The sequence below is a fragment of the Brevundimonas sp. GW822-FHT03E11 genome (genome assembly GCF_058801445.1).
In genome coordinates this window covers 16,341-40,189 of sequence record NZ_JBXANG010000004.1, presented here as the reverse complement: position 1 = coordinate 40,189, position 23,849 = coordinate 16,341, and the positions used below count along the sequence as shown (strand labels likewise).

General features: G+C 68.7%; 31 protein-coding genes. 22 read left to right on the top strand and 9 right to left on the bottom strand.

From position 1 onward, the window contains the following. Position 1: 1 nt before the first annotated feature. From AC1RKE_RS07875 to AC1RKE_RS07860, 4 genes are all read right to left on the bottom strand, one after another. A complete protein-coding gene (locus AC1RKE_RS07875) occupies positions 2-676 on the bottom strand; it encodes a lasso peptide biosynthesis B2 protein (RefSeq protein WP_348682975.1) in 675 nt (224 codons plus the stop codon). Positions 677-790: 114 nt separating this feature from the next. Beyond that, entirely contained in the window at positions 791-916 is a 126-nt protein-coding gene (locus tag AC1RKE_RS07870; RefSeq protein WP_348682974.1) for a hypothetical protein, read from the bottom strand. 94 nt (positions 917-1,010) lie between these two features. Beyond that, the gene (locus AC1RKE_RS07865) at positions 1,011-1,139 is read right to left on the bottom strand and encodes a hypothetical protein (protein WP_257720135.1); all 129 of its coding nucleotides are present in this window, start codon (positions 1,137-1,139) and stop codon (positions 1,011-1,013) included. Between the two features lie 70 nt (positions 1,140-1,209). After that, positions 1,210-1,776 carry a GntR family transcriptional regulator gene (locus tag AC1RKE_RS07860; RefSeq protein ID WP_348682972.1) on the bottom strand — a complete coding sequence of 189 codons (567 nt, stop codon included), beginning with the start codon at positions 1,774-1,776 and terminating at the stop codon, positions 1,210-1,212. A gap of 239 nt (positions 1,777-2,015) precedes the next feature. Between AC1RKE_RS07860 and AC1RKE_RS07855 the strand changes: the two genes are divergently transcribed. The 17 genes from AC1RKE_RS07855 to AC1RKE_RS07775 all read left to right on the top strand — a co-directional run bounded on the left by AC1RKE_RS07855 (position 2,016) and on the right by AC1RKE_RS07775 (position 14,908). Next, entirely contained in the window at positions 2,016-2,498 is a 483-nt protein-coding gene (locus tag AC1RKE_RS07855) for a helix-turn-helix domain-containing protein (RefSeq protein WP_348682970.1), read from the top strand. Between the two features lie 91 nt (positions 2,499-2,589). Next, complete coding sequence (locus AC1RKE_RS07850; protein WP_348682969.1) at positions 2,590-2,853, top strand: helix-turn-helix domain-containing protein; 264 nt, start codon at positions 2,590-2,592, stop codon at positions 2,851-2,853. Positions 2,854-2,929: 76 nt separating this feature from the next. Continuing rightward, positions 2,930-3,544, top strand: a complete 615-nt coding sequence (locus tag AC1RKE_RS07845) for a lytic transglycosylase domain-containing protein (RefSeq protein ID WP_348682967.1) — start codon at positions 2,930-2,932, stop codon at positions 3,542-3,544. A 5-nt stretch (positions 3,545-3,549) separates the two neighbouring features. Beyond that, on the top strand, positions 3,550-3,861 hold the full coding sequence (locus AC1RKE_RS07840) for a TrbC/VirB2 family protein (protein WP_348682965.1): 312 nt from the start codon (positions 3,550-3,552) through the stop codon (positions 3,859-3,861). After that, positions 3,861-4,043 carry a hypothetical protein gene (locus AC1RKE_RS07835; RefSeq protein ID WP_348682964.1) on the top strand — a complete coding sequence of 61 codons (183 nt, stop codon included), beginning with the start codon at positions 3,861-3,863 and terminating at the stop codon, positions 4,041-4,043. The genes AC1RKE_RS07840 and AC1RKE_RS07835 overlap by 1 nt, the downstream gene beginning before the upstream one ends. After that, positions 4,036-4,371 (top strand): VirB3 family type IV secretion system protein, encoded by a 336-nt coding sequence (locus AC1RKE_RS07830; protein WP_348682963.1) that lies wholly within the window; start codon positions 4,036-4,038, stop codon positions 4,369-4,371. The genes AC1RKE_RS07835 and AC1RKE_RS07830 overlap by 8 nt, the downstream gene beginning before the upstream one ends. After that, positions 4,364-6,739 carry a VirB4 family type IV secretion/conjugal transfer ATPase gene (locus tag AC1RKE_RS07825; protein WP_348682961.1) on the top strand — a complete coding sequence of 792 codons (2,376 nt, stop codon included), beginning with the start codon at positions 4,364-4,366 and terminating at the stop codon, positions 6,737-6,739. Before AC1RKE_RS07830 ends, AC1RKE_RS07825 begins: the two co-directional genes overlap by 8 nt. Further along, complete coding sequence (locus AC1RKE_RS07820; protein ID WP_348682960.1) at positions 6,736-7,464, top strand: TrbJ/VirB5 family protein; 729 nt, start codon at positions 6,736-6,738, stop codon at positions 7,462-7,464. The genes AC1RKE_RS07825 and AC1RKE_RS07820 overlap by 4 nt, the downstream gene beginning before the upstream one ends. Further along, positions 7,461-7,685, top strand: coding sequence for an EexN family lipoprotein (locus AC1RKE_RS07815; RefSeq protein WP_492896766.1), 225 nt, complete (start codon positions 7,461-7,463; stop codon positions 7,683-7,685). The genes AC1RKE_RS07820 and AC1RKE_RS07815 overlap by 4 nt, the downstream gene beginning before the upstream one ends. 2 nt (positions 7,686-7,687) lie before the next feature. Continuing rightward, positions 7,688-8,611, top strand: coding sequence for a TrbL/VirB6 family protein (locus tag AC1RKE_RS07810; protein WP_348682956.1), 924 nt, complete (start codon positions 7,688-7,690; stop codon positions 8,609-8,611). Between the two features lies 1 nt (position 8,612). Continuing rightward, positions 8,613-8,837 carry a hypothetical protein gene (locus AC1RKE_RS07805; protein ID WP_348682954.1) on the top strand — a complete coding sequence of 75 codons (225 nt, stop codon included), beginning with the start codon at positions 8,613-8,615 and terminating at the stop codon, positions 8,835-8,837. Further along, positions 8,834-9,517: a VirB8 family type IV secretion system protein gene (locus AC1RKE_RS07800; protein WP_348682953.1), complete on the top strand. Its 684-nt coding sequence runs from the start codon at positions 8,834-8,836 to the stop codon at positions 9,515-9,517. The genes AC1RKE_RS07805 and AC1RKE_RS07800 overlap by 4 nt, the downstream gene beginning before the upstream one ends. Continuing rightward, positions 9,514-10,332, top strand: coding sequence for a TrbG/VirB9 family P-type conjugative transfer protein (locus AC1RKE_RS07795; RefSeq protein ID WP_348682951.1), 819 nt, complete (start codon positions 9,514-9,516; stop codon positions 10,330-10,332). The genes AC1RKE_RS07800 and AC1RKE_RS07795 overlap by 4 nt, the downstream gene beginning before the upstream one ends. Then, positions 10,329-11,465, top strand: coding sequence for a type IV secretion system protein VirB10 (virB10, locus tag AC1RKE_RS07790; protein ID WP_348682949.1), 1,137 nt, complete (start codon positions 10,329-10,331; stop codon positions 11,463-11,465). Before AC1RKE_RS07795 ends, virB10 begins: the two co-directional genes overlap by 4 nt. After that, positions 11,465-12,472, top strand: a complete 1,008-nt coding sequence (gene virB11 / locus AC1RKE_RS07785) for a P-type DNA transfer ATPase VirB11 (protein WP_348682948.1) — start codon at positions 11,465-11,467, stop codon at positions 12,470-12,472. The genes virB10 and virB11 overlap by 1 nt, the downstream gene beginning before the upstream one ends. Next, positions 12,438-14,294 (top strand): type IV secretory system conjugative DNA transfer family protein, encoded by a 1,857-nt coding sequence (locus AC1RKE_RS07780; protein ID WP_348682947.1) that lies wholly within the window; start codon positions 12,438-12,440, stop codon positions 14,292-14,294. Before virB11 ends, AC1RKE_RS07780 begins: the two co-directional genes overlap by 35 nt. After that, positions 14,291-14,908, top strand: coding sequence for an LPD7 domain-containing protein (locus tag AC1RKE_RS07775; RefSeq protein WP_348682946.1), 618 nt, complete (start codon positions 14,291-14,293; stop codon positions 14,906-14,908). Before AC1RKE_RS07780 ends, AC1RKE_RS07775 begins: the two co-directional genes overlap by 4 nt. A 43-nt stretch (positions 14,909-14,951) precedes the next feature. Here AC1RKE_RS07775 and AC1RKE_RS07770 read toward each other — a convergent pair whose 3' ends face one another. Both AC1RKE_RS07770 and AC1RKE_RS07765 read right to left on the bottom strand, forming a co-directional pair. Further along, complete coding sequence (locus AC1RKE_RS07770) at positions 14,952-15,956, bottom strand: relaxase/mobilization nuclease domain-containing protein (RefSeq protein WP_483458086.1); 1,005 nt, start codon at positions 15,954-15,956, stop codon at positions 14,952-14,954. Continuing rightward, on the bottom strand, positions 15,953-16,474 hold the full coding sequence (locus AC1RKE_RS07765) for a MobC family plasmid mobilization relaxosome protein (protein WP_492896760.1): 522 nt from the start codon (positions 16,472-16,474) through the stop codon (positions 15,953-15,955). Before AC1RKE_RS07765 ends, AC1RKE_RS07770 begins: the two co-directional genes overlap by 4 nt. A 407-nt stretch (positions 16,475-16,881) precedes the next feature. Between AC1RKE_RS07765 and AC1RKE_RS07760 the strand changes: the two genes are divergently transcribed. From AC1RKE_RS07760 to AC1RKE_RS07750, 3 genes are all read left to right on the top strand, one after another. Next, positions 16,882-17,376 (top strand): helix-turn-helix domain-containing protein, encoded by a 495-nt coding sequence (locus tag AC1RKE_RS07760; RefSeq protein WP_348683213.1) that lies wholly within the window; start codon positions 16,882-16,884, stop codon positions 17,374-17,376. Between the two features lie 306 nt (positions 17,377-17,682). After that, positions 17,683-18,141 (top strand): hypothetical protein, encoded by a 459-nt coding sequence (locus AC1RKE_RS07755; RefSeq protein WP_348683215.1) that lies wholly within the window; start codon positions 17,683-17,685, stop codon positions 18,139-18,141. Next, complete coding sequence (locus tag AC1RKE_RS07750) at positions 18,138-19,265, top strand: hypothetical protein (protein WP_348683217.1); 1,128 nt, start codon at positions 18,138-18,140, stop codon at positions 19,263-19,265. Before AC1RKE_RS07755 ends, AC1RKE_RS07750 begins: the two co-directional genes overlap by 4 nt. Positions 19,266-19,301: 36 nt before the next feature. Here AC1RKE_RS07750 and AC1RKE_RS07745 read toward each other — a convergent pair whose 3' ends face one another. The 3 genes from AC1RKE_RS07745 to AC1RKE_RS07735 form a co-directional block, all read right to left on the bottom strand. Further along, positions 19,302-20,186, bottom strand: a complete 885-nt coding sequence (locus tag AC1RKE_RS07745) for an ArdC family protein (RefSeq protein ID WP_348683219.1) — start codon at positions 20,184-20,186, stop codon at positions 19,302-19,304. Between the two features lie 72 nt (positions 20,187-20,258). Beyond that, the gene (locus AC1RKE_RS07740) at positions 20,259-20,552 is read right to left on the bottom strand and encodes a DUF736 domain-containing protein (RefSeq protein WP_292118554.1); all 294 of its coding nucleotides are present in this window, start codon (positions 20,550-20,552) and stop codon (positions 20,259-20,261) included. 346 nt (positions 20,553-20,898) lie between these two features. After that, positions 20,899-21,477 (bottom strand): SOS response-associated peptidase, encoded by a 579-nt coding sequence (locus tag AC1RKE_RS07735; protein WP_348683221.1) that lies wholly within the window; start codon positions 21,475-21,477, stop codon positions 20,899-20,901. Positions 21,478-21,628: 151 nt separating this feature from the next. Between AC1RKE_RS07735 and AC1RKE_RS07730 the strand changes: the two genes are divergently transcribed. Both AC1RKE_RS07730 and AC1RKE_RS07725 read left to right on the top strand, forming a co-directional pair. Then, positions 21,629-22,387 carry an ImuA family protein gene (locus tag AC1RKE_RS07730; protein WP_348683223.1) on the top strand — a complete coding sequence of 253 codons (759 nt, stop codon included), beginning with the start codon at positions 21,629-21,631 and terminating at the stop codon, positions 22,385-22,387. Further along, the gene (locus tag AC1RKE_RS07725; protein WP_348683225.1) at positions 22,302-23,822 is read left to right on the top strand and encodes a Y-family DNA polymerase; all 1,521 of its coding nucleotides are present in this window, start codon (positions 22,302-22,304) and stop codon (positions 23,820-23,822) included. Before AC1RKE_RS07730 ends, AC1RKE_RS07725 begins: the two co-directional genes overlap by 86 nt. Positions 23,823-23,849 lie beyond the last annotated feature (27 nt).

Here is a 23,849-nt window from a genome sequence, read left to right as displayed (position 1 = left end):
GTCAGATCACCATGATCGGGCGGTAGACGATGAGGGTTTCAGGCGCCTCGCTGACGCAGTGATCGCCGCACTGGATCCAGCAGTGCGCAAGGAAGGGGAACGTCCTGACGCCGAACACCCAGTCGGCGTCGAGGCCGGCGGCATTGAGAAATCGCAGAAGCATCTCTGCCTGAAGGAGGCATGCCCCGGTCACGGGCGCGAACGGCAGCAGTTGTCTGAAGACCTCGACTCGGGCGGCGAGCGCGACCGGGTCGTCCCGCCGTCCCTGTCGCTCGGCGTGCCGTTGCTTGAGCTGAAGCAGCGTTGGCCGGCGTCCTGCACAATCGGCCCATATCCGGGCAAAGACGATGATATCCCGGATATCGGGCCTGGTCGGCGGCGGCGGCGGAAGGCGGGTCGATGGAAGTTTCGGCGCGTCCGGTCGGTCGTCCTCGGCCTGCATGGGATGCAGCAATTCTTCCGCCGCGAGACGCAGGAGGGCCTCCATGGGGCCGGCGAGACTGCGACCGGTGACAGTGATGTCTCCGCACTCCGGCAGGCACAGATAGTCGTCTGCATTGAGGTCGAGGAGGACAAGGTCATCGCCGATCCGGACCGCATGAAGCCCGTCGGCCAGCGAGGCGCTTTGGAGCTGCGGTGCAACGAGAGAGGTCCCGGACGAGGCGGATTGGATCACAGCAGGGTTCCAGCATTCGAAAGGAGCGCGTGACGGCATCAGGCCTCTCCACATCACGCCCAAGGTCGGATCGAAGGGACCGTCGGGGGCCGCCCTGAGGCGACCCCGTCCGGATCATTCGGGCGGCATCGTCCAATGCCGAGCCGGATTCAGTTCGGTGAACGGTCCCATAGCGATGGCCCGGGTCAGCCGGCGAGCGGCCCCCAGTCGCAGGATCGTCGCGTCGGTCCGGATCTTCATCGATCCATCTCCTTGTCACGAAGAACGCCTCTGATCGCGGGGTCCGGGGCGAGGCCCAGCCCGGAGGTCCGGGCCGCCGAAGCGGCCCGTCCGCTTACTCGGTTGGCGGAATCGTGTACTTCAGCACAGGATTCAGCTCGTCGAACTCGCCACGCGAGTTGGCGCGGGTGAGCTGGCGGGCGGCGCCCAGGCGAACGAGGCGCGAGATGCTCTTGGTGGTCATGGTCGTCTCCTCTTTCTGAAGGTCGACAGAAGGTCGACGACAGACCATCAGCGCCCGATCCCAAATCGATTCAAACGATATTGCGCGTGTATTCGGACTGGCCGGGATCAAGCCGCCGGATGCGGGCGGCCACGAGGCCAGCCGCGACCCGCCACCGTGCATAGTAGGCCTCCAGCCGATCGCCTTCGTCCGGCGTCTCCGCATCGATCATCGCTTCGCCCAGGCGACGCAGGGGCGCGAGCCGGCGTCTGACCCGGATCAGACTCTCGACCAACGGCTGGCTTTCGCAACGGGCGACGACGTCCGTGATCCACCGTTCAACGACTTCATTGGTCGCATCGACCGGCCCCGGAACCATCCCGTCACGGGCGGCCAGACGAACATGGGCGGCCTCCAGATCCAGAAGCCCAACGATATCTTCGAATGGCGCGGCGCGGGTGAAGTACCCGAGCCCCCGCCGATCCTCGATCAGACCTTCGCCGCACAGCCTCGAGAGGGCCTCGCGAACGGGGCTGGTGCTGAGCTTCAGGGAGGCGGCGATGTCCGCGACCGACAGGTGCTGACCAGGCGCGAGACCGTCCTCGATCGCTGTCCGCAGACTGGCCATGGCCATGCCGAAGGGATCACGCTGCCTCATACGGGGCGCGGCGGATACGACCGCTCTCCCCGTAAGCGGACGACCGCTCGGTAAAGGGTCGTGCGCGCGGGTGAGTAGAGTCTATGGTGGGTTCCGCAATAAACTTGCGTCATGACCGCAGCTTTTACGTCGTTGATATTTCGAGGGTTTCATTTGACCCCCGGCTGATGCATTTTTCAACCAGTAGAGGTAGGGAGTATATCTCGCGTGATGTGGATGGCCGGGGCATAGACCGACAGATGGACTCCCAGCACCCCCTGACGCCGAACGCCGTCCTCTCCACCAGCCTGCGCCTCATCCGCACGCACAGACGTATGCGCACGATCGATGTGGCCCAGGGGATGAACATGGCCCTGCGGTCCTACGAGCATTTCGAGTCCGGCGCGGGCCGGATCAACATCGAGCGAATCCACCGCTTCGCCGAGGTCACCGACAGCGATCCACACGGCATCCTCGCGGCGCTGGCCCTGGGGTCTCCGGACTTCGCCTTGCGGTGCGCCGACAATAAACTTGCGACCATCCTGGTGGTCGTTCTGCAGGAGTTCGACGAGGAAGCAGGCGACGCCATCAACGACCTCGACGCCCGCACCTTGATCAACACCTTCACCAAGACGCTGCGGGATCTGGCGGTCCAGTCCGTACATCGTGACGCCGAGGCCGACGCCTGGCTTGAGGAACGTCGGGCGCGGCTGATGCGCCCGGTCCGCGACGACGCCAGCTGACCGAGCGTTCTGGCCGAGCGGACCGACCGTAGGTTTACGGCGCCAAGGTCACGGTCTTTCCAGATGCGCCTCAAGCTCCGCTCAATAGGTCATGTCCCTCGCCCCGACATCGCCGGGCTCGCTCGGATCGTCGATCGACGCCCTGTCAGACCGACAGTTTGAGTGCCTGCGGCTGGCAGCCACCGGTCTCTCCTCGCCCGGGATCGCCGAGCAGATCGGCATTTCACCGCGCACGGTGGACGAGCATCTGGCCGCGGCCTGCGAGGCGTTGGGCGTGCGCACCCGTATCCAGGCCGTGGCGCGTTTCGCCAAGGTCGAGCGTGAACTCTCCGAGCCGCGGTCCTTCCTACCGTAGATCTCCCACAGGGATCTCGCGGGTGGCCCGCAAACCCTCGTCTCTGGTGAGGTGAAGCCTTCTCGTTGGAGGCCTCATGCTCGAACTCGCCGCCGTTCTCGCCCTCTCGCAGGCCTGCGCGCCGTCGGTCGCGCCTGAAACGCTCGCAGCGATCGCCCATGTCGAAAGTCGCTTCGACCCCCTGGCGATCGGTGTGAACCGGGGCGGGACGGCGCCCGCGCGCGCCCGCGATGCAGCCCAGGCTGCGCGCGTGGCGCGGGCTCTGCTGGCGCGCGGCGCCAACATCGATCTCGGCCTGGCCCAGATCAATAGCCGCAATCTTGAATGGCTGGATCTGTCAGTCGAGGACGCCTTCGATCCCTGCCCTAATCTCGCGGCGGCGGCGACCGTGCTGCGGGCCGGTTACCGGGTTTCCGCGGAGACGCCCGCCGACCGTCAGGCCGCACTCAGGATCGCCCTGTCCCGGTACAACACCGGCGACGCCCGACGTGGGTTCCGGAACGGTTACGTCTCAAGAGTGGAGGCTGCGGCGGTCCAGCTTCGGCTGGCTGCGCCGCCCATCGTCGGGACCCTCGCGCGTCCCGATCGCGCCGACCCCGATCTGTCACCGCCAGCGCCCGCTCCGGCCTGGGACATCTTCGGCCGCCGGCAGGCCGGCCCCGTCGTCTTTGCAACTCCAGCCGAACGGTGAACCCGATGAGCCTGATCGCATCCGCGCGCCGCCCTTCCCGCTCCGCCGCGGCGACCCTCTCCATCGCCCTGGCCGCGACGGTCCTTACGGCCCAACCGGCCTTCGCTTCGGCGAACGTCGAGGGGCTGTTGCAAAACGTCGTCGACATGCTGACGGGAAACACCGCCCGTCTCCTGGCCGTGCTGGCGGTCGTGGTCGTCGGCATTCTGTGGATGTTCGGGCTCTTCGACCTGCGGCGGGCGGCGATCGTCGTTCTCGGCATCGTCGTCGTTTTCGGGGCGGCGGAGATCGTCAATCTCATCACGGGCGGAGCGTGATGCCCTCGCCCGGCCTGCTCTCCCTGATCGGACTGGCGTCGGCGCTCCTGGCTCTGTGCCTTGCGGTCGGGCTTGGTCTGATCTCACCGAAACGGTTCGCCCAGCTGATCGGCGGCGGCGCCTGCGGGGCTACCCTGGTCGTCACAGGCGTCTGGCTCGCCGATGGAGGCGGGCATGGCTGAAGAGCGCCTGACGGAGGATCCGCTGTTCCTCGCCTGCACCCGGCCGGCGATGGTGATGGGCGTGCCGATGGAAGCCATGGGCGTCAACGTCATCGTTTCCGGCGTGGTCTTCCTCGTCGGCGGCAGCCTTCTCTACCTCCTCGTGGCGCCCGCCCTGCACCTGGTGTTCCGGGCGATCTGCCGGGCGGATCACAATGCCTTCCGGCTCCTGTTCCTCTACGTCGACACAAAGGGACGGTGCCGGAACGGCGCCCTGTGGGGCGGCAGTTCGGTGTCCCCCCTCCCCCTCGTCCGCCGCTACCAGCCGATGGAGGTTCTCCGTGGGTGACGGCGGCGCTCCTTCGTCCCGCCTGCGCCGGGAGACCGAGTTCCGGTCCCAGCTCCCCTATGCGCGCCATGTGAACGACCAGGTGGTCGCACTGGACAGCGGAGCCCTGATGATGGTGTTCCAGGTCTCCGGCGCCAGTTTCGAGACCGCCGATGCGCGCGACCTGAACGACTGGCACGTCAAGCTCAACCAGGCCTGGCGCAACCTCGCCGACGACCGGCTGGCGATCTGGCATCATATCGTCCGGCGCGAGGTCCCGCCTTCTCCCCCGGGGGGCCATGCCTCGGCTTTCGCCGCCGGCCTCGCCGAGGCCTACGACGCCCGGATGGCCACTCGCCGCCTGTGGGTCAACGAACTGTTCGTGACCCTGGTCCTGCATCCGGGCCGCGACGGCGCCGACCGCGCTGCGGCCATGATGCGGCGGCTGCGCCAGGCTCGCCGGGACGACGCCGAGGTCATGACGGCCCAGGTGCGGCGTCTCGAGGAGGCCGGGCGCGACCTGGTCCAGTACCTCGATCGCTATGGACCGCGATCGCTGGGTCTCTACGAGAAAAACGGGCTGTGGTTCTCCGAACCTCTGGAGGTGATGGGGCTGATCCTGACCGGTCGCCGCTCCGCAGCACCGCTCGTCCACGGCCATCTCGGCGCAGCGGTCTATACTGTCCGCACCATCTTCGGCCGCGAGGTTCTGGAGTTGCGCGACGCGGCCGGAGAACGGTTCGGCGGGGTGCTGGCCATCAAGGAATATCCGGCGACGACCCGGCCAGGCCTCTGGGACCCCCTGCTGAACGCCCGGTTCGGCTTCGTCATGTCGCAGTCCTTCGCCTTCCTGTCGAAGGCCGCCGCGCGCGCGGTGATGGAGCGCAAGCAAAACCAGATGGTCTCGGCGCGCGATCGCGCCGGGTCGCAGATCGAGGGCCTGTCCGACGCCCTCGACGACCTGACCAGCAACCGCTTCGTCATGGGCGAGCATCAGGCGTCCGTCCTCGTCCACGGCGAGAACCCGTCGGAGCTCGCGGACCATCTGTCCAAGGCCCGCGCAGTGCTGGCTGATTCCGGCCTCGTCGTCGCGCGGGAAGACCTGGGCCTGGAAGCAGCCTTCTGGTCGCAGTTCCCCGGCGTCTTCTCGAGACGGACCCGACCGGCCGCCATCACCTCGCGCAATTTCGCGGCCCTGGCGCCGCTCCACGCCCACCCGGTCGGCAAGGCCGAGGGCAACCACTGGGGGTCCGCGGTGGCGGTGTTGCGCAGCACCGCCGGCTCGCCCTTCCATTTCAACTTCCATGTCGGCGACCTTGGCCACACCTTCATCTGCGGGCCCTCGGGATCCGGCAAGACGGTCGTCCAGAACTTCATGCTCGCCCAGCTCGAGCGGTTCGGCGCCCAGCAGCTCTTTATCGACAAGGATCGCGGCGCGGAGATCTTCGTCAGGGCCAGCGGCGGCACCTATCTGGCGCTCCGCAATGGGGAGCCGACCGGCTTCGCCCCCTTCAAGGCGCTGGCGCCCTCCGCCGCCAACCGCGCCTTCCTCGTGCGCCTCATCCGCACCCTGGTCGCCCGCCCTGACGAAACGCTGACGGTCGCCCAGGCGCGCGCCATCGACGACGGTGTCAGCGCGCTCGAGGCCCTGCCGCGCGACCGCCGCTCGATCGCAGCCTTACGCAGCCTCCTGGGTCAGGCCGACGCCGGGGGCATCGGCGCGCGCCTGGAACGCTGGCAGAAGGGCGGCCCTCTCGGCTGGGTGCTCGACAATGACGAGGACGCACTCAGTCTCGGCGCCCGGTTCGCCGGCTTCGACATCACCCAGGTGCTGGACCACGACGAGGTCCGCACGCCGGCCATGCTCTATCTCTTCCATCGTATCGCCGAACGGGTGGACGGCCGCCGCCTGGTTCTGGACATCGACGAGTTCTGGAAGGTTCTGGGCGATCCGGCCTTCACCGACTTGGCCCAGGACGGCCTGAAGACCTGGCGCAAGCAGAACGCCTTCATGGTGTTCGGCACCCAGTCACCCGCCGACGCGCTGCGTTCGCCGATCGCCCACGCCATCCTCGAACAGTGCGCCACCCAGATCTTCCTGCCGAACGCCCACGGCCAGGCGCGGGATTACATCGACGGATTTGGCCTGACCCGCGAGGAATTTCGCCTCGTCCGGGAGGAGCTGACGCCGGAGTCCCACCGCTTCCTCGTCAAGCAGGGCCACGACAGCGTCGTGGTCGAGCTAGACCTCGGCGGCATGGATGACGCGCTCGCCGTCCTGTCCGGTCGCGCCGGAACGGTCGCCCTGCTGGACCGCCTGCGCGCCGAGGTCGGCGACGACTACGCGCAATGGCGCGCACCCTTCCATGAGCAAAGGAGAACCCTGTGATCCTCCGTCCTCTCGCCGCAACAGCCCTGGCCGCAGGTCTGTTGTTCGCCGCCCCCGCCGCCCACGCCCAGTATGTCGTCCACGATCCGCGGGCCCTGGTGCAGATGATCGAGGATGCCCGGACCAGCCTCGAGCAGCTTCAGGCCCTGCAGGCCCAGATCGAGGAACAGCGCGCCCTGTTCGACAGCCTGAACGATCTGTCGGATGTCAACCGCCTGGCCGAAAGCCTGGGCGCACCCGAGCTTCGCAATCCCCTCCCGGACGGTCGTGCGCTGCGCGCCGCCGCCGAGGGAGATCTATCCGCCCTCGGCGCTCTGGCCGACCGGGCCGACGCGATCCGGCGCGAAACCCGGCTCTACACCCCGTCCGGAGGGGAGCTGTCCGAGGCCGACGCCTATTACCGGGACAGTCTCGAGCGGGCAGGCGCCCGCACGGCCCGGGACCTGGCGATCGGCGAGGCGGTCGGCGCGGCCTCCGATCGAAGGCTGGATGGGCTGGAAACGCTGCGTCGCGCCCTGGACACCGCCCCCAACGCCCGCGCGGTGATGGATCTCGAAGCGCGCCTCTCCGCCGAACAGGCCCTGATCCAGAACGAACAGCTTCGCCTTCAAGGACTCGCGGTCACCCAGGCGGCCGAGGCCCGGCTTGAGGAGCAAAGGAACCGGGAGCGGGCCGAGGCCGCTCGCGCCGCCCGTCAGTCCGCCTACGAACGGACGTTCCGGTGAAACGGCTCGTCTGTGTCGCCGGGCTGCTGCTGGCCGCCTGCTCCAGCCCTCAGCGGGACGCGGCGGATTTCGCCGCTGACCCGGAAGCGGCGTTGAGGACCGTGGCCGAGTGCGACGCGGGCGCCCGGCGCCCGGAATGCGCCGCCGCGCGGGAGGGTCTGGCTAAAGCGCGTCGCCGGGAGCGGATGGATGCCTATGCGCGGACGTTCGGCGAGCCCTGACCATGTCGTTCCGCGTCTTCGAGCCGAGCTACGATTTCATCGACGAGCGCCTCAATGTCTTCCTGGGCGAGCGGCTGGCCTCGGTCATCGGCGAGGTGGATGGTCCGCTCCGGATCGCCCTGCTGCTGTATGTCGTGCTGTACGGCGTCGCGATCCTGCGCGGCGCCATCTCGGAACCGGTGATGGATTTCGCGGTCCGCTCGATCAAGCTGGCCTTCCTCTACGCCCTGGCGACGACACCGGCCTATTCCAGCTTCGTCACCGAGCCCCTGTTCACCAGCCTGCCCAACGCCCTGACCCGTGCGGTCAGCGGATCCGAGACGCCGAGCGTCGGGGCCGCCTTCGACCAGTTTTTCGCCTACGCCGCCTGGCTCGGGGAAGACATCTCGCGCGACGCCTCCGCCTTCAATCCTGCCCCCTATATCGTGGCGGCAGCGGTCTTTATCATCGGTGCCCTGGCCGCCGCCCTCGGCTTCGGCGTCGTGCTCGTCGCCAAACTCGCCCTGGCGCTGCTGGTCACCCTGGGGCCCATCTTCATCGCCTGCGCCCTGTTCGACGCCACGCGGCGTTACTTCTTCGGCTGGCTGAGCCAGGCCGTGAACTATCTCGTCCTGTTCGCCCTGATCATCGTCATCTTCCAGCTGGTCCTGTCGCTGGTCCGCGATCAGTGGGGCGCCATCCAGGGGGCCGACCCGATGATCGGCGGTCTGATCTTCGTCGCCCTTTGCCTGCTGGGCGCGATCTTCTTCCTGCAGACGCCGGCGATCGCTGCGGGCATCGCCGGGGGGGCCAGCGCCGGCCTCGCCGACTTCGCCAACGCCGCCGCTCTCGGATCCGGGTTCTCGGGCCGGGCGCGAGGGCCGCTGGAAGCCAGTCGCCAGCCGCCCAAGGGCGGCGGAACCATCCGACCGACGAACGGAGCCTGACATGAGCCTTCGCCTGATGCTGATCCTGAGCGGCCTGCTCGCCGGCTGCGCCACCGGTCGCGACGCCGCGGCCCCGACCTGCGACGGGCGCGATCGACGGCCCGCCAACCCCTATGGATCGATCCTCCTGCCGACGTCGCCGCCTTCCCAGACCGGCGCCGAGCCGACCGCCGGCGAGCCATCCGGCGTCGCCGAAGAGGCCCCGGTCGCCGGAGGGTGCGCATGACCGGCGTTCAGTCCGACGACCTGAAGCAATACTTCACCGAGGCCCGACGGTGGGACCAGGACCGACTGGCGGCGGCCCTGCGATCCCGGCGCCTCGCCTGGGCCGCCGCGGGCGTGGCCACGGCCCTTGCGATCTCCGCCACGGCCGCTGTGACCTTCCTGACGCCGCTGAAGACCAGCGAGCCCTTTGTCATACGCGTCGACCAGGCGACCGGGGCCGTCGATGTCGTTCGGGGCCTGTCGGAGGAGACGGGTCCCATTCGCTATGACGAGGCGGTCAGCAAATACTTCCTCGGCCAGTATGTCCGGGCGCGGGAGGGCTACCTCGACCCGGCGGCGGAGGACGCCTTCCGCCAGGTCTCCCTCCTCTCGGGGCCAGGCGAACAACGCCGCTGGGCCGAGCTTTACCGGGGATCCAACCCCGAAAGTCCGCAGAACCTCTACGGCCGCAGCGGCGAGGCGGTCGTTTCCATCCGCGCCATCGGCTTCATCAACGACAGCGTCGCCAATGTGCGGTTCCGACGCACCGTCCGTCAGGCCCAACAGGTCACCGAGAGCGACTGGATCGCCACGATCGCCTTTTCCTACACCCGGGCGCCGATGACGGAGGCCGATCGCCTCCGCAACCCCCTCGGCTTCCAGGTCACATCCTATCGCGCCGACCCGGAGGTCATCCGATGAAATCCTTGAGCCTGCCCGTCGCGGCCGTCCTGCTGGCGATCACCCTGCCGGCCGGCGGCGCGCACGCGAATGATCGGATCCAGGAGTTCACCTATGCTCCGCACGCCGTCTACGAGATCTCGGGCGCCTTCCGGACGGCCACCCAGATCATTTTCTCGCCTGAGGAAACCATCCGCCACGCCGCCATCGGCGACAGCGTCGCCTGGGAGGTGGCGGCCGAGGGTTCGGTCCTGTTCCTGAAGCCTCGCGAACGCCATCAGGCGACCAATCTCCTGGTCGTCACAGAGCGGGCCGGGCTGGCGCGCCATTATGTGTTCGAGCTGGTCGCCCGCGATCCGGGCGCCCGTTCCACCGCCTACCAGGTCCGCTTCCGCTATCCTGAGGACGAGCAGGCTCGGGCGGCCGCCCAGTTGGCCGCGTCGGCGACCGCGCTCGAGGAACGGCTGGTCGGGCTGGAGCTTCAAGCCGGCGCCATCGAGGGCCGACGGAACCTGGCCTATTCGGTCCAGGGCGACGCCCGTCTCCAACCGAGCGAGGTCACCGACAACGGCCGCTTCACCGTCCTGCGCTTCCCGGGCGCCCAGCCCATCCCCGCGATTTTCGAGGTGGCCGGAGACGGCTCCGAACGGCTCGTCCCCTACGACGTGCGCGGCGAGTTCGTCGTGATCCACGGCGTGACGGCCGGGCTTCGGCTACGCCATGGCGGGTCCGTCCTCTGCATCTTCAACGACGCCTTCGATCCGCGTGGTGTGTCGACCGGCACCGGCACGGCCTCCCCTGTCGTCGACCGCACCGTGACAGGAGACCGGTCATGACGACGGATACGCCTCCCCCGCCGCCCGCTCCCGAGCCCCGGGATCCGTCGCCCGTCCAGGATCGCGGCGTATCGCCGATCGCCGGCCGCATCGGCGGTCGTCAGGGACGCCTGATCACCCTGGCGGCCCTTGCGGCCGGCTGCGGGGTCTTCCTGTTCGCCACATGGGACCGGGGCGATGCGCGCGACCGTGACAATCCGGCCGAGGACGCGCCGCCGCGCCAGCTTGCCCCCTTCGAGCCCGCGAGACGACCGGGGCCGCCGTTGCTGGAGACGGCGGCTTCCGATCCAGATGCGCCCCTGCTGCGCGACGAAGGCGAGGTGGTTCCCGCGATCGCGGCGACCGAACCCGACGCCCGGGCGTCCGGCCCCACGGCCGCGGAACAGCGGCAAGCGCTCGCCGAAAGCGCCCGCCGCGCCCCGGTGCTGGCCTATAGCCGCCCGGGGGCGATGCCGGCGGACCGTTCGCTGGTCGCCTCGCCCACACAGACCATCGTCCCGCCATCGGGCGCCGACCACGCGCTGGACCAGTTGCGGCGGATCAGCCCGATCGGCCAGGCGCGGGCCGGCCGACTTCCCGACCGCAACCTGCTGATCACGGCGGGCTCCACCCTGCCCTGCGTCCTTCAGACGGCGATGGACAGCGCCACCCCGGGCTATGTGACCTGCCTGATCTCCCGGGATGTCTATTCTGAGAACGGCGCCGTGGTCCTGCTCGAGCGGGGCACCCGGGTGCTGGGCGAGTACCGCGGCGCGCTGGAGCCTGGTCGCGGCCGGTTGTTCGTGCTCTGGACGCGGGCGGTGACGCCGGGAGGGGTGGCCATCGCCCTGGCCTCCCCGGCTGCGGACGCGCTCGGTCGCTCCGGCTTCGACGGCGCGATCGACACCCGGTTCTGGGACCGGTTCGGCGGGGCCCTGCTGCTGTCGATCGTCGATGACGCCGCCTATGCGGCAGCTGGCGGCGGCCAGGGTCTCCAGTCCACAGCTCGCGTACCGTCGGACGCGGCGGCCGTCGCTCTTCAGGGATCGATCGGCATTCCGCCGACCCTGCGCAAGGCCCAGGGCTCGGAAGTCTCGATCTTCGTCGCCCAGGATCTGAACTTCGCCGACGTCTATGGCCTGCGCCCGAGGTGATGCGCGACACCTCCGTCATCGACCACTACCTCGCGCCGCTGCGCCCCTATCTCGAACCGGCGACGGTGACCGAGGTGGTGATCAACCGGCCGACCGAGGTGGGGGTCGAGGGTCCGGAGGGCTGGCGTTGGCATACGGCGCCCGAACTCACCGAGAGCTGGCTGCGCACGCTCGCCGTCGCGGCGGCCGCCTACACCGGACAGGATGTGGACGCGGAGCGACCGATCTGTTCGACCGTCCTGCCGGGCGATGCGCGCTGCCAGATCGTGCTCCCGCCGGTCGTTCCACCGGGCACGGTCTCCCTGACGATCCGCAAGCCTTCCGGACGACGGATGGGCCTGGAAGACTTCCACGCGGCCGGCCTGTTCGCCTCGGCCGAGACTGTGACCGGCGACGAAATCGATGACACCGACGCGGCCCTGGTCCGGCTGCGGGAGGCCGGCGACTGGGTCGGCTTTTTCCGGCTGGCGGTGGAGAGCCGCCGCAACATCCTGATCTCCGGCGCCACGGGTTCTGGCAAGACCACCTTCGCCAAGGGTCTTGTCGAACTGATCCCGGCCCACGAGCGACTGCTGACCATCGAGGACACGCGCGAACTGATCCTGCCCCAACGCAACGTCGTCCATCTGGTCTATTCGAAGGACGGCCAGGGGCTGGCCAAGGTCGGCCCCAAGGCGCTCCTTGAGAGCGCGCTGAGGATGAGACCGGATCGGGTTCTGCTTCAGGAACTGCGCGACGGGACCGCCTTCTTCTTCCTGCGCAACGTCAACTCCGGTCACCCCGGATCGATCACCACGGTGCATGCCGATTCCGCCAGCCTCGCCTTCGAGCAACTCACGCTTCTGGTCCGCGAGTCCGAGGGCGGGCGCGACCTGCCGCGCGACGACATCCGCACCATGCTGCACCTGATGGTCGATGTGGTGGTGCAGATGAAGAAGACCAACGGCCGGTTCCTGATGACGGAGGTGTGGCATGACCCGCTTCGCAAGCGCCGCGCCGGGAACTAGGGCGGCCCTGGTCGCGGTGGGTCTGACCGCGGCGCTCGCCTTGATCACGACCGGCGCGCTGCTCATCGCCCTCATCGGTCTGGGCCGGTTCTCCGGAGAGATCGATCCCGTCCGCGTCCCGGCCTGGTTCTACTATTACCGCCACGATCCCGAGGTACGGCGCTGGCTCGGCGTCGGGGCGGGCGTGATGGGTCTGATCCTTCTCATCCTCATGACCGCGATCGCTCTCGGCATGCGCAGACCGCTCCATGGCGCGGCCCGCTGGTCGACCGGCGCGGAGCAGCGTCGTCATCATTTGCGGGACCGGACCGGCATCCTGCTGGGCCAGACCGCCGACGGCCTTCTGGTCGCGGGCGGCCCTATCCATGTGATGCTCTACGCCCCGACGCGGACGGGCAAGGGCGTGGGCGTCGTGATCCCGAACCTCCTGGCCTGGCCCAGTTCGGTCGTCGTCCTCGACATCAAGCGGGAGAATTTCGACGCCACGGCCGGCTTTCGAAAAGAGGCGGGACAGCAGGTGCATCTGTTCAACCCGCTCGCCGCGGACGGTCGCACGGCGCGCTTCAACCCGCTCCAGCACATTGATCGCACCGCCCCGATCGTCGTTCTGGATGAACTCCAGCGCATCGCAGGCATGTTGTTTCCGGCGCACAGCCATGCCGACCCCTTCTGGTCCGAAGCCGCCCGCACCGGCTTCATCGGGGTGGGCGCCTATGTCGCCGCGACGCCGGACCTCCCGTTCACGCTCGGCGAAATCTACCGCCAGCTCACCGAAGGCGACCCCCGCGAGCGTTTCCCCAAACTGCTGGAGGAGCGACGCCGGATCGGCGATCCGGTTCCGGCTGGCGCCGCCTCCGCCCTGACCGACTTCTGCAGTTCGGGCGAGAACACCTTCGCCTCCATCCGCCAGTCGATCACCACCCGGATGGGTCTCTGGCTCAATCCCCTGGTGGACGCGGCGACGTCCGCGAGCGACTTCGACCTCCGCGATATCCGCAACGGCCGTCTGTCGCTCTATCTGGCGGCCTCGCCCGAGAACATGGACCGGGTCGCCCCGCTCTACGCCCTCCTGTTCCAGCAACTCGTCGATCTCAACAGCCGCACCCTGCCGGCCGCCGACACGCCGCCGACGCTGGTCTTGCTGGACGAGTTCGCCCGGCTCGGTCGCGCCCCGGTGCTGGCCCACGCCTTCGCCTGGGTCGCCGGCTATGGCCTGCGTCTGCTTCCCGTCATCCAGAGCCCGTCCCAGCTGCGCGCCCTGTATGGACCGGACATCACCGAGGACATCCTCACCAACTGCGGTCTCGAGATCGTCTTCGCGCCAAAGGAACTGAAGGTGGCCCAGGAGTTGAGCGAACGCCTCGGCTTTTACACCTATCGCGCTCGCAGCCGCAGCCGGCCGATCGGTCTCGGCCAGGGCCGCCGCAGTCTGACGGACTCCGACCAGAGGCGCGCCCTCATGCTTCCGCAGGAACTGATGCAGTTGTCGGACAAGGCCCTGATCGTCCTGAAGGCGGGCCTTTCGCCGACGCGCGGCCGCAAGCTCGTCTACTACCGCGACCGGCGCTTCACGGATCGACTGCGCCCCCCGCCACCGCCGCCGGCGGCGACGGCGCCCCGTGCGCCCACACCGCCGCCGCCGGAGCCCCTGCCCCTGACAGAGGTGGAGACCGACATGGATTTCGACAGCATCGTCCGCCGCTTCACGGCTGAAGGCCTGACGCCCCCGGCGCCGGGCGCGACGGAGGCGGAGGTGCAGGCCTGGCTCCAGCGCGTCGTCACAGCCCCCGTCGGCGCTCCGTCCCGGGAGCGGCTGCCATGACATCCGCTCGGCCAAAGCCCGCCCCGGGCAACCGTGTGTCGCCCAAGCCGGGGACGCGAGCGGACGGCCGCTCGCTCGACAAGGGCGATGTCCCGACCCAGTTGCTGGATCGCTACCTGATCGAGCGCGACCGTCAGGGTCGCCCGGAGCGCTACTATCGCGACCACAAGGCGGCGGACCCGATGTTCCGCGATCATGGCCGGGCCCTGTCCTCGCCGCAGGCGTATCCGGACGCCGTCGCCTCCATGTTGCGGATCGCCCAGCACCGCGGCTGGTCCGGCATCAAGGTCTCGGGCGACGAGGCCTTCCGCCGTGAGGTCTGGGTGCAGGGACGATCCCTGGGCCTCGACGTGGCGGGCTACAAGCCGACCGAACGGGATCGGCAGGCCGCCAATGAGCCAACCGAACGCGCCGAACGCCGCGCCACGCCCCCCAGCCGGGAGGAGATGAAGCGTCGTCTGGACATGGCCGCCGTGGTCGTCCGCACCCTCATCGCCGACCCGGCCGCCCAGGCGCGTCTGCTGCAACAGGCCTGGGCGCGGGTTCAGCCCGGTCCGGACAAGTCTCGCGATACCGACAACCGCCAACGGGCCGAGCGAACCCGGCAGCGCTGATGACGACCTTCGCCCATGGTTGGGCGATGGCTGATCGTCCTCGTCAGCGGGTTCGATCCCTGCCCCTCTCCGGCCGCCCCTGACCCTCTCCTAGTGCTCGAGCGAGGATCTGGCGCCGCGTCGCCGCTGGCGGCAGGGTCCGGACAAACGTCTCCAGATCCCGCCCGAGACTCCGATCTGACTCCGATTTCGACGCCTGGAGCCGCAAGGCTTCGACCACGAGCGCCTTGCGGATCTGCGCCTGCCTTTCGCGCAGACGGACCTCCCAGGGGGCCGCTTCAGCCGGCGGCCGGGCCGCATCCTTCAGGGCGCCTTTCAGGGTCTCCGGCATCGGGCCGTCTCCACGCTCGAACCGCTCCCGCAGCTTACGAACGGGCATGCGCTCGCCCTTGCGCACCACGCCCCGCGCACGTCGCGGCGTGGCCTCGGCCTCGACGCCGCGATCCCGCAGGGCCGCCGCGAAGGTCTCTCGCCAGAGCTGGAGGTCCGCCTTGCGCGGATTGAGCCTCTCCCCGTCACGTCCGAGCGCCCGGACCGTCAGATGGACGTGGGGGTGTCGGTCGTCCGTGTGCAGGGCGAAGACATAGGGATGCCGATCGCCGAACAGGGCGTTCGCAAACGCGCGCGAGGCATCGTGCACGCGGCCGGGATCGACCCCCGCCGGCATGCTCAGGATGATCGAGAGGGAGACCGGCGCATCTTTCCGGGAGGTCAGCACATCCAGCTCGGCGCGCCAGTCCTCGGCAAGGGCGCGGACCTCCGCCCGTCCCGACAGGCGCTCGCCGTCGGGGCCCTCCAGGACGAGTTTTCCGTTCCGGGTGATGTAGTCCAGGTGGCGCTGCAGATGGCCTGCGTCCCGCGTTCGTCCGGTGATCTTGACCATCACCTCCGGAACCCGGCGCGCGACGCGTTGGAGCCTGGCGTTCGCCGGTTCGCCCGTCTTCCCCCGGGTGACGCGCAGCACCGCATGCGCCAGCCTCGCCCGCCGCATGCGGACGGGAGGACGCAGCGCCTCCTCGAACCCGGACGGGACGCGGAAGTCGTTCACGGATCGGGGGACCAGTAGGACAGGTTACCTGCGAAGGCGTCCCTTACCCCGACCAGATGGGCGCGGATTTCGCGGACGTAGGCGTCCAGCTGGGCGACTTCCAGGTCCAGCACCGCGCCCTCCATCACCGCCGTATTCAGGGCCCGGGCGATCTGGTTGATGTTGACGCCGATGCGGCGAAGCTCGCGCTGTACCTCTAGAAAGGCGATCGCCTCGCCACGGCTGAGTTGGGGGCGCCCATGCAGTCGCGCACGGATCAGGGCCACGGTCCATTGTGTCCGGGATTGGCCTCTCAGGGCCGCCTCGCGCTCCAGGGCGGCCATGTCCACGAGGGTCAGTCGCAGGCCCAATTTGCTCGACAGGCGCGCAGGCGGCGGCGTTTGAGCCTCCGGAAAGGGCGCCTGCGCCGCCGCCTCCATCAGCCGTCGCAGGAGCCGGGCGCGCCCGCCGCTCAGGGCCGCGGCGGCGTCGAAGCGGCGGATCAGATCAGGCGGGACGCGGAGGGTGAGGCGATCCATGAGGGTGTCGGTCTGTCAGACATTGCCGGCGCAAAGCCTATCCTGCCCTAGACCGTCACCCCCTTCGCCCCGTAGGCCTACGGGGCTGCTCGCCCTCCCCTCGGCGGCCGATTCCGGCCGCTCGCCCGCCGCCCTGAAGGGCGCCCCAGCCGATCGGGATACGACGCTGATGCGAAAATCAGGGAGCAGGGTGGGTCTTTCAGGCGCCCCACCGGTCAGGTCGTGACGTTCCGGACCTGGGTCACCACACAGCCACTGAATCATCGTGACTGTAACCATCGCTCCTGGCGTTAATCAACCGAACCATACCCAGTCAGGTGGGTCATGAAAGCACCATACCCCTCGAGCCCCCCCAACCTTGTTCGTGTGATGGAGCGCCCATAGGTTGTTCCGTGAAGGAGCTTTCCATGACCACCTCGACCACCCCGACCGTTGTGCCGTTCGCGCCCTTGGCGTCGGCTCCCGCCAAGGCCGCCGCCTCCCAGGACAAGATCTGGGGCAAGGCCGTGATCTCCAACGGGTACGCCGGCATCCCCTCGATCCTGATTCAGGCTCAGGCGCGACTGGGGCTGACCCCGATGCAGTTCAACATCCTCGTGCAGTTGCTGGACTACTACCGCGATCCGGGTCGCGCCCCCTTTCCTTCCAGGGCGGAGCTGGGTCGGCGGATCGGCGTGGGGCCGAAAACCATTCAAACCAACATCCGCCAACTGGAGCAGGCAGGTCTTGTCCGGCGCGAGCAGCGCAAGACGGCGGCCGGGGACTGGGGCTCGAACGTCTATCATCTGGATGGACTGGTCGAGCGCGTGCGCAAGCTCGAACCGGAATTCACCCAGGCGCGCAAAGACCGGGAGGCCGCCCGGCTGCGCGTCTCCACGCCGGTGGGACTGAGGCAGTCGTAAAGGCTGGGCCCAGAATTGATTTACCCCGGGGGCATGCTTTGCAGCAGAGGCGGTCCCAGGGTGTACGCAGGTAGAGCTAATCCATGACCCACCCCGATGCAAGGTCGGCGGCCGGCGCCGACGCGGTGGAAGCCGCGCTGTCTCTCGAACGCTTCGCCCGCTACGTCGCATGGGCGCAAGGCGACCGCGAGCGCGCCGTAGCCCTCCATACGCTGAACACCCGGGTCTCCGAAGCCCTCTATGTGCCTCTCCAGGCCCTGGAGGTGGCGCTGCGCAATCGCATCCATACTGTGATGTCCGAGGCCCATGGCGGGGTGGTTCCAGCCCGAGGCCGGTCACCTCACCGACCGTCAGGCCGAACAGGTGCGCGCGGCGATCGCCGAGCTGACCGAAGCAGGCAAGCCGATCGAGGACGGCCGGGTGGTCGCCGCCCTGACCTTCAGCTTCTGGACCTCGATGTTCGGGCGGGAGCAGGACGATCTGTGGCAGCGCACCCTGCACCGGATCGCCATGCGGGAGGGCCGCTTCCTGGCCCGCAAGGACTTCACGGCGCCTCTGACGCAGGTGCGGCTTCTGCGTAACCGGATCGCCCACCACGAACCCATCCTCTACTGGAACCTGCCCAAGCTGCATCAGGCCATGCTGGAGATGACCCGCTGGTTGTCGCCGGCGATGGACGACTGGCGTGGGACTGTCGACCGGTTCCCCGAGGTCCACCCGGCCGAACGTCTCGCCCTGCCTCGTCCCGGGAAGGGCGAGGCATGAGCGAGCCCCCCGAGACGACGAGGCAGGTCATCGACGTGAACGCGATGAGGCGGGCGTTGATCGAGGCGCACGGCCTAGTCCACGCCGACAGGACCTACTGGCTCTATTACGACGAGACAAACAACATCCGGCGACTGCATCTCCAGGCCGACGCCTTCAACGTGCCGGAGCTGAACTGCTGGGCGCTCGGCGGCGTGGGTCGTCGGGATGCGGCCCCGATCGATGTCGGGCCGCTGAGAGCGCGGGCCTTTATCCAGCCCAATGCCGAGGAGCTCCATTTCGCGCTCTTCGGCCGGGGCGAGTTTCCGAAGGTCCTCGGATCGAGGAAGCTGGAGGCGTTTCTCGACTGGGCGCTGGAGGAAAACCTCCTCGTCCACTACCTCGCGCTCGACCCCTTCTATTGGTCGGTCGTGGATGTCGTCGACTCGGTGCTGGCGGCCGGGGAGATGCCGGACGGCTTCGGGGAATCCCTGAAGTCGGACCTGTGCACCTTGCTTCGCGCCGACAGGCCCAGAACTGCGGCCCTGATGGCCCGGTTCGACTATCCGGACCTGAAGCCGGAACGCAGGCGCGCCTTCATGACCGAGCTGATCGCCTTCGCGGAAGATCACGCCGATCGCCTCGATCATTTCGGCTACCAGATGCTGCGGGGCCTGCTGCAGATGGGCCGCCACCATCCCCTGCCCTTCATCGAGGGCGGGGAGGCGCGCGTTCTGATCGACGGTTTCCGGGACTTCTTCCTGGAGCGCATCTGCATCCTGAAGAATGCGAGCCACGTCTTCGACGCCGAGGACGTCGTCTCCGGCGAACTCGCCCGGATGACGTTGACGGACGGCGACGCCCCCTTCTGCAACTATCGCTTCGTCGAGAGGTCGCATGACGATCCCGGCGTTCAGGTCTCCGATGTGATGGTCGGCTTCCTCGCCAAATTCTTCAGCTGGATCTCCACTGTGGACGAGGACGAGGTTCAGGAGCTGAAGGCCGCCCTGAGCCCGGCCCAGGCGCGCAACCGGGAGCGCCTCATCCGTCTTCTTGAAGCCAGCTACGCCGAGAACGCGGCGTTCACGCACACGGTCGTCAGCCTCGCGGATCGGCACAAGGCGGCGATGTTCCTCGATTTCTGAGGAAACGGGCCGACCGGTCGTCGGCCCGTCCCGGCCTCAGGGCTGCAGGCCATGTAGATGATCGACGGCCTTCTGCGCGTGCGAGGCCGCCGAGACGATGAAGCGCTTGTCGTCCTTCAGGACCTCCAGCCAGCTGGCGATGTAGGCCGCGTGATCCTCGCGCGGTTCGAGGGCGAGCCCGAGGTCCGCGCAGAGGAAGGCGGCGCCGAGTTCGGCGACCAGCTCCTCGCGGGCATAGCCGGCGTCCCCGAAGCGCTGGCGCCCCAGGTCCCGGTCAAGACGGGTGTGGTGGCGCGTCCAGTGGGTCATCTCGTGGCCGAGCGTGCTGTAGTAGTCGTCCGCCGTTTCGAAACATTCGAACGGCGGCATCTGCACATGGTCTGGACCCGGGGCGTAGTAGGCGCTGCCGCCGCCGTGCCGGATCTCGGCGCCGCAGTGTCTGAAGAAGGCGTCGATGCGGGCGATCCGTTCATCCGGATTGATGTCGATGGCTTCCGGGTCGCCGTAGCGCTCTGGCAGGCCGTCGATCTGGTCGACGTTGAAGACGGTGTAGGCCTTCAGGAACGGGATGCGCTGCTGGACATCCGCGCCCGTGGCGTCGGTGTCTTCACGGACGATCTGGTTGGCGTAGACGACCGTCGCGCCGCGTTCGCCCTTGCGGACGTGGGCGCCGAGGGCCAGCGCCTGACGGAAGGTCATCCAGGTGGACCGGCTGAAACCCCGGCTGGCCGCCTCGCCCCAGAGCAGGACGACATTGATGCCGTTATAGGGCGTTCCATCATGGCGGAGCGGACGGCTGACGGAGATCGAGGCCTTCCAGGGCTGGGTCCAGGGGCGGACCCCGGCTTCGAGCTGGGCGATGATCTGTTGGGTGATCCGGGTATGGATGTCCGGGCGTGCGGGGTCGGCAGGGCGCGTCATGGCGGCCTCCTCGAAACGGATTGTGGGAAGAAGGAGCGGCGGCGCGGTCTCCGCGCCGCCGCGGCTCTTGGTTCAGCGGGACCAGATCAGGCTGTGTCCGCCCTCGACCTCCACCAGGGAGGCGTAGATCGGCGCCGGGAAGCTGGGATCGTCGAGCTTGACCGAGAGGTAGTCGCGATCTTGCTGGCTCTTGCGCTTCCAGGCGGCGCCGAACTCGGTCTGGCCGGCGAAGATCCGGAAGTCGGGGGCCTTGTCGTCGTTCTTCTCGTTGGGCCGCAGAACCGCCGACTTGACGTTGAGGGTGAGGGTCTTGATCGAACCGGTGTAGCCGTCGCCTTGGGCGGTGAAGGTGCCGATGGTGGCCATGTCAGTCTCTCCTTTGCTTCGGGCCACGCCTGCCGCGGCCTCGATGGCGATCGGGAGACCGGAGCCCGGGCGGCGCGCAGGGAGAGCGGAGCGAGCCCCCGCAGCGAAGCGGAGGACCGCGACAAGAGACTTTCTTGTTTCGCGAGGAAGGCCGTCAGGCCGGGGATGAAAGTCGCGCAAGCGGTTGCGCCAGCCGACCGGGTTTCGGTCAGATCCGCCTCATCGAGAGGCCGCGCCGGCTGGCGCGAAAAGGATGCGAGACCCCGGCCGCCCCGAACACCCGGTCATCGCCATGGCCCCCGGCACGCTTGATCAGGCTCCCACCCGCCCAGGCTCAAACCGGCGCTCAGGCTGCGGCGGGGAAGACCTTCTCGACGTCAAGGCTCCCGGCGGGCAGAGCCCGCAACAGTTCGGTCTGTGGCCGCTGAAGGTCGAGCCAGGCCGCACCGTCCTCGGGCCGAAGCACCACGATCTGCCGGTCGTGATAGGGGGCGATATCCTCCCCCGGCTCGGTGGTCAGCATGGCGAAGGCGCCCTCCTTGATCAGGCCCGCCACCCAGAAGAGCCGCTGGCCGGACAGGGTGAAGCGCCATTTGGTCTTTCGCTTCTGTCCGGGCTCGGGGTCGGTGAATTCGAAGAAGCCGTCCGCCGGGATCAGGCACCGGTGCGAGCCATCGAAGGATCGCCCATCGGAACGGAAGTTGAAGACCGGGCGTCCGCCCGGCCCCTTCCAGGCCCAGGGGGTCATCACGGCCTCGGGCCCCTCCGCCCCCATCTGGATGATCGGGGCCCGATCCCCGATGCGGATCGAGGCCATCGGGCCGAAGTTCGGCATGCCGCCGGGAAAGACGAGCCGGTTTCCCGTCAGATTGAACGCCGCGATCACATCGTCGAACGGCAGGATGAGCTGGTACTCGTTGCACATCACACGACCTCCCGTGCTCTTGAACCGAGGATTTCACGAGGCCGCGCCGACCGCAAATCCCGGGGGATAAGACGCCGGCCGGATTGACTCCGACGCCGCCTTAGAACCAGAACATTTAAAGAACATTTATCTCCCCAGGGAGGACCCGTCCATGCAGGCCGTCTGCCCGGCCGACCTTGAAGACCTGCGCGCACAGGTGCGCGCCCTGGAGCAGGCCGATCGCAAATCGGTCGGCGTGCTTCCGTTCAGGGTCGCTGCGCTGGACGCCGCGCTTCCGGGCGGAGGTCTGGCCCTGGGGGCTTTGCACGAAGTCGCCGGCGGCGGAGACGACGCCGTAGGCGGCGCTGCGGCCGCGCTGTTCGCGGCCGGCATCGTCGCCCGTCTGCCGGGACAGGTGCTGTGGTGCATCACTCGACCGGACCTGTTCGCCCCGGCGCTCAGCCAGGCCGGTCTCGATCCGGACCGGGTCATCTATCTCGAAGCCGGTGACGAGAAATCTCTGATGGCCTGTTTCGAGGAAGGGCTGCGTCATGGCGGCCTGGCCGGCGTCGTTTGCGAGACGTCGCGCCTGACGATGACGGCCTCGCGCCGGCTTCAGTTGGCCGCCGAAGCCTCCGGGGTCATGGGCCTGGCGGTCCGACGATGGCGGCGCGCGGCCGAGGCCGCCGACTTCGGCCAGCCGACCGCCGCCGCGACGCGCTGGCGTGTCAGCGCCGAGCCGTCCGCCCCCCTGCCGGTCCCTGGGGTCGGCCGGGCGCGATGGCGGATCGAACTCATGCGTTGCCGCGGCGCCGACGCGGCGGACTTCATTGTGGACGCTTGCGATGAGACGGGTCGTCTCGCTCTTCCTGCCGAACTGGTCCGTCGATCGGCTGCGACGGCGGCTGGGCGCCGACGCGCCGCCGCCTGATCGCCCTCTCCTCCTCACGGGCCGAACCGGCCGCAAACGAATCGTGACGGCCTGCAATGCCGCCGCCGCCGCATGCGGCGCGCGCGTCGGCATGGCGGCGACCCAGGCGCAGGCGCTGATCCCGGGACTGGACGTGAGAGACGCCGACCCGAACGGCGACGCCGACGCCCTGGAGCGTCTCGCCCTGTGGGCGATGCGCCGATACGCGCCGGTCTGTCAGGCCGATCCGCCGGATGGTCTGGTGATCGACATCACCGGCGCCGCGCACCTTCAAGGGGGCGAGGCGGCGCTGTTGCGTGATCTGACGGCGCGGCTCCATGGGGCGGGCGTTACCGGCCGTGGCGTTATCGGCCCCACCTGGGGCGCCGCCCATGCGGTCGCGCGTTTTCGCGCCGACCAGACCCTCATCGCAGACGACGGCGTCGATTCGGCTCTCGCTCCCCTGCCTCTGGAGGCGTTGCGCCTGCCGGCGGACCTCACCGCCAGCCTGAGGCGGATGGGTTTCGAGCGGATCGCGGACATCGCTCATCGACCTCGCGCCCCGCTTCAACTGCGTTTCGGCGCGATGCTGGGGCGGCGGCTCGACCAGGCCTATGGCCGGGCGGCCGAGCCCTTGGTCCCGGTTGAGGCGCCCGAGACGCCGCGCGTCGAACGGATTTTCGCCGAGCCGATCGGCGCGGCCGAAACCCTGGCGCGCTACGCCGAAAGACTTGTCGAGACCCTGTGCGTGCAACTGGAGGCGCTCGGTCTCGGGGCTCGTCGACTGGACTGGCTCTGTTTCCGCATCGACAACCGGATCGAGGCTGTTCGCATCGGTCTGGCCCAGCCGATCCGGGATGTGCGCCGTCTGACGCGGCTGCTGACCGACAAGATTGAGACGATCGATCCCGGCTTCGGAATCGATCGCATGACGCTCGCGGCCAGCGCGGCCGAGCCGCTGAACTGGCGCCCCGCCGCCACGCGCCTCGGCGCGGAGGCGGCGCCGGATGTCTCCATGCTGGTCGATAGCTTGTCGAACCGCATCGGCGCCGACCGGCTGTATCGTCTGGCCCCGGTCGAGAGCGAGGTTCCCGAGCGGTCGATCCGCAAGGTCGCGCCCCTGGCGGCGCCGACCGGAGCGGCGTGGACGCCAGACTGGCCGCGTCCCACGCGGCTGTTCCGCAGACCGGAGCCGATCGAGACCATGGCGCTTCTGCCTGACAACCCGCCGACCCACTTCACCTGGCGGGGAATCCGCCGCCGCATCCGCCGGGCCGATGGTCCGGAACGGATCTTCGGCGAATGGGGACGCCGCGACGCCGAGATGTGGGCCGTCCGCGACTACTTCCAGGTCGAGGATGAGGCCGGCGAACGCTTCTGGCTGTTCCGCGCCGGCGACGGCGAGGACCCAACGACCGGCTCCCAGGCCTGGTTCATCCACGGGCGTTTCGGATAGGACGACGCAGAGTATTCAGCGATTTCA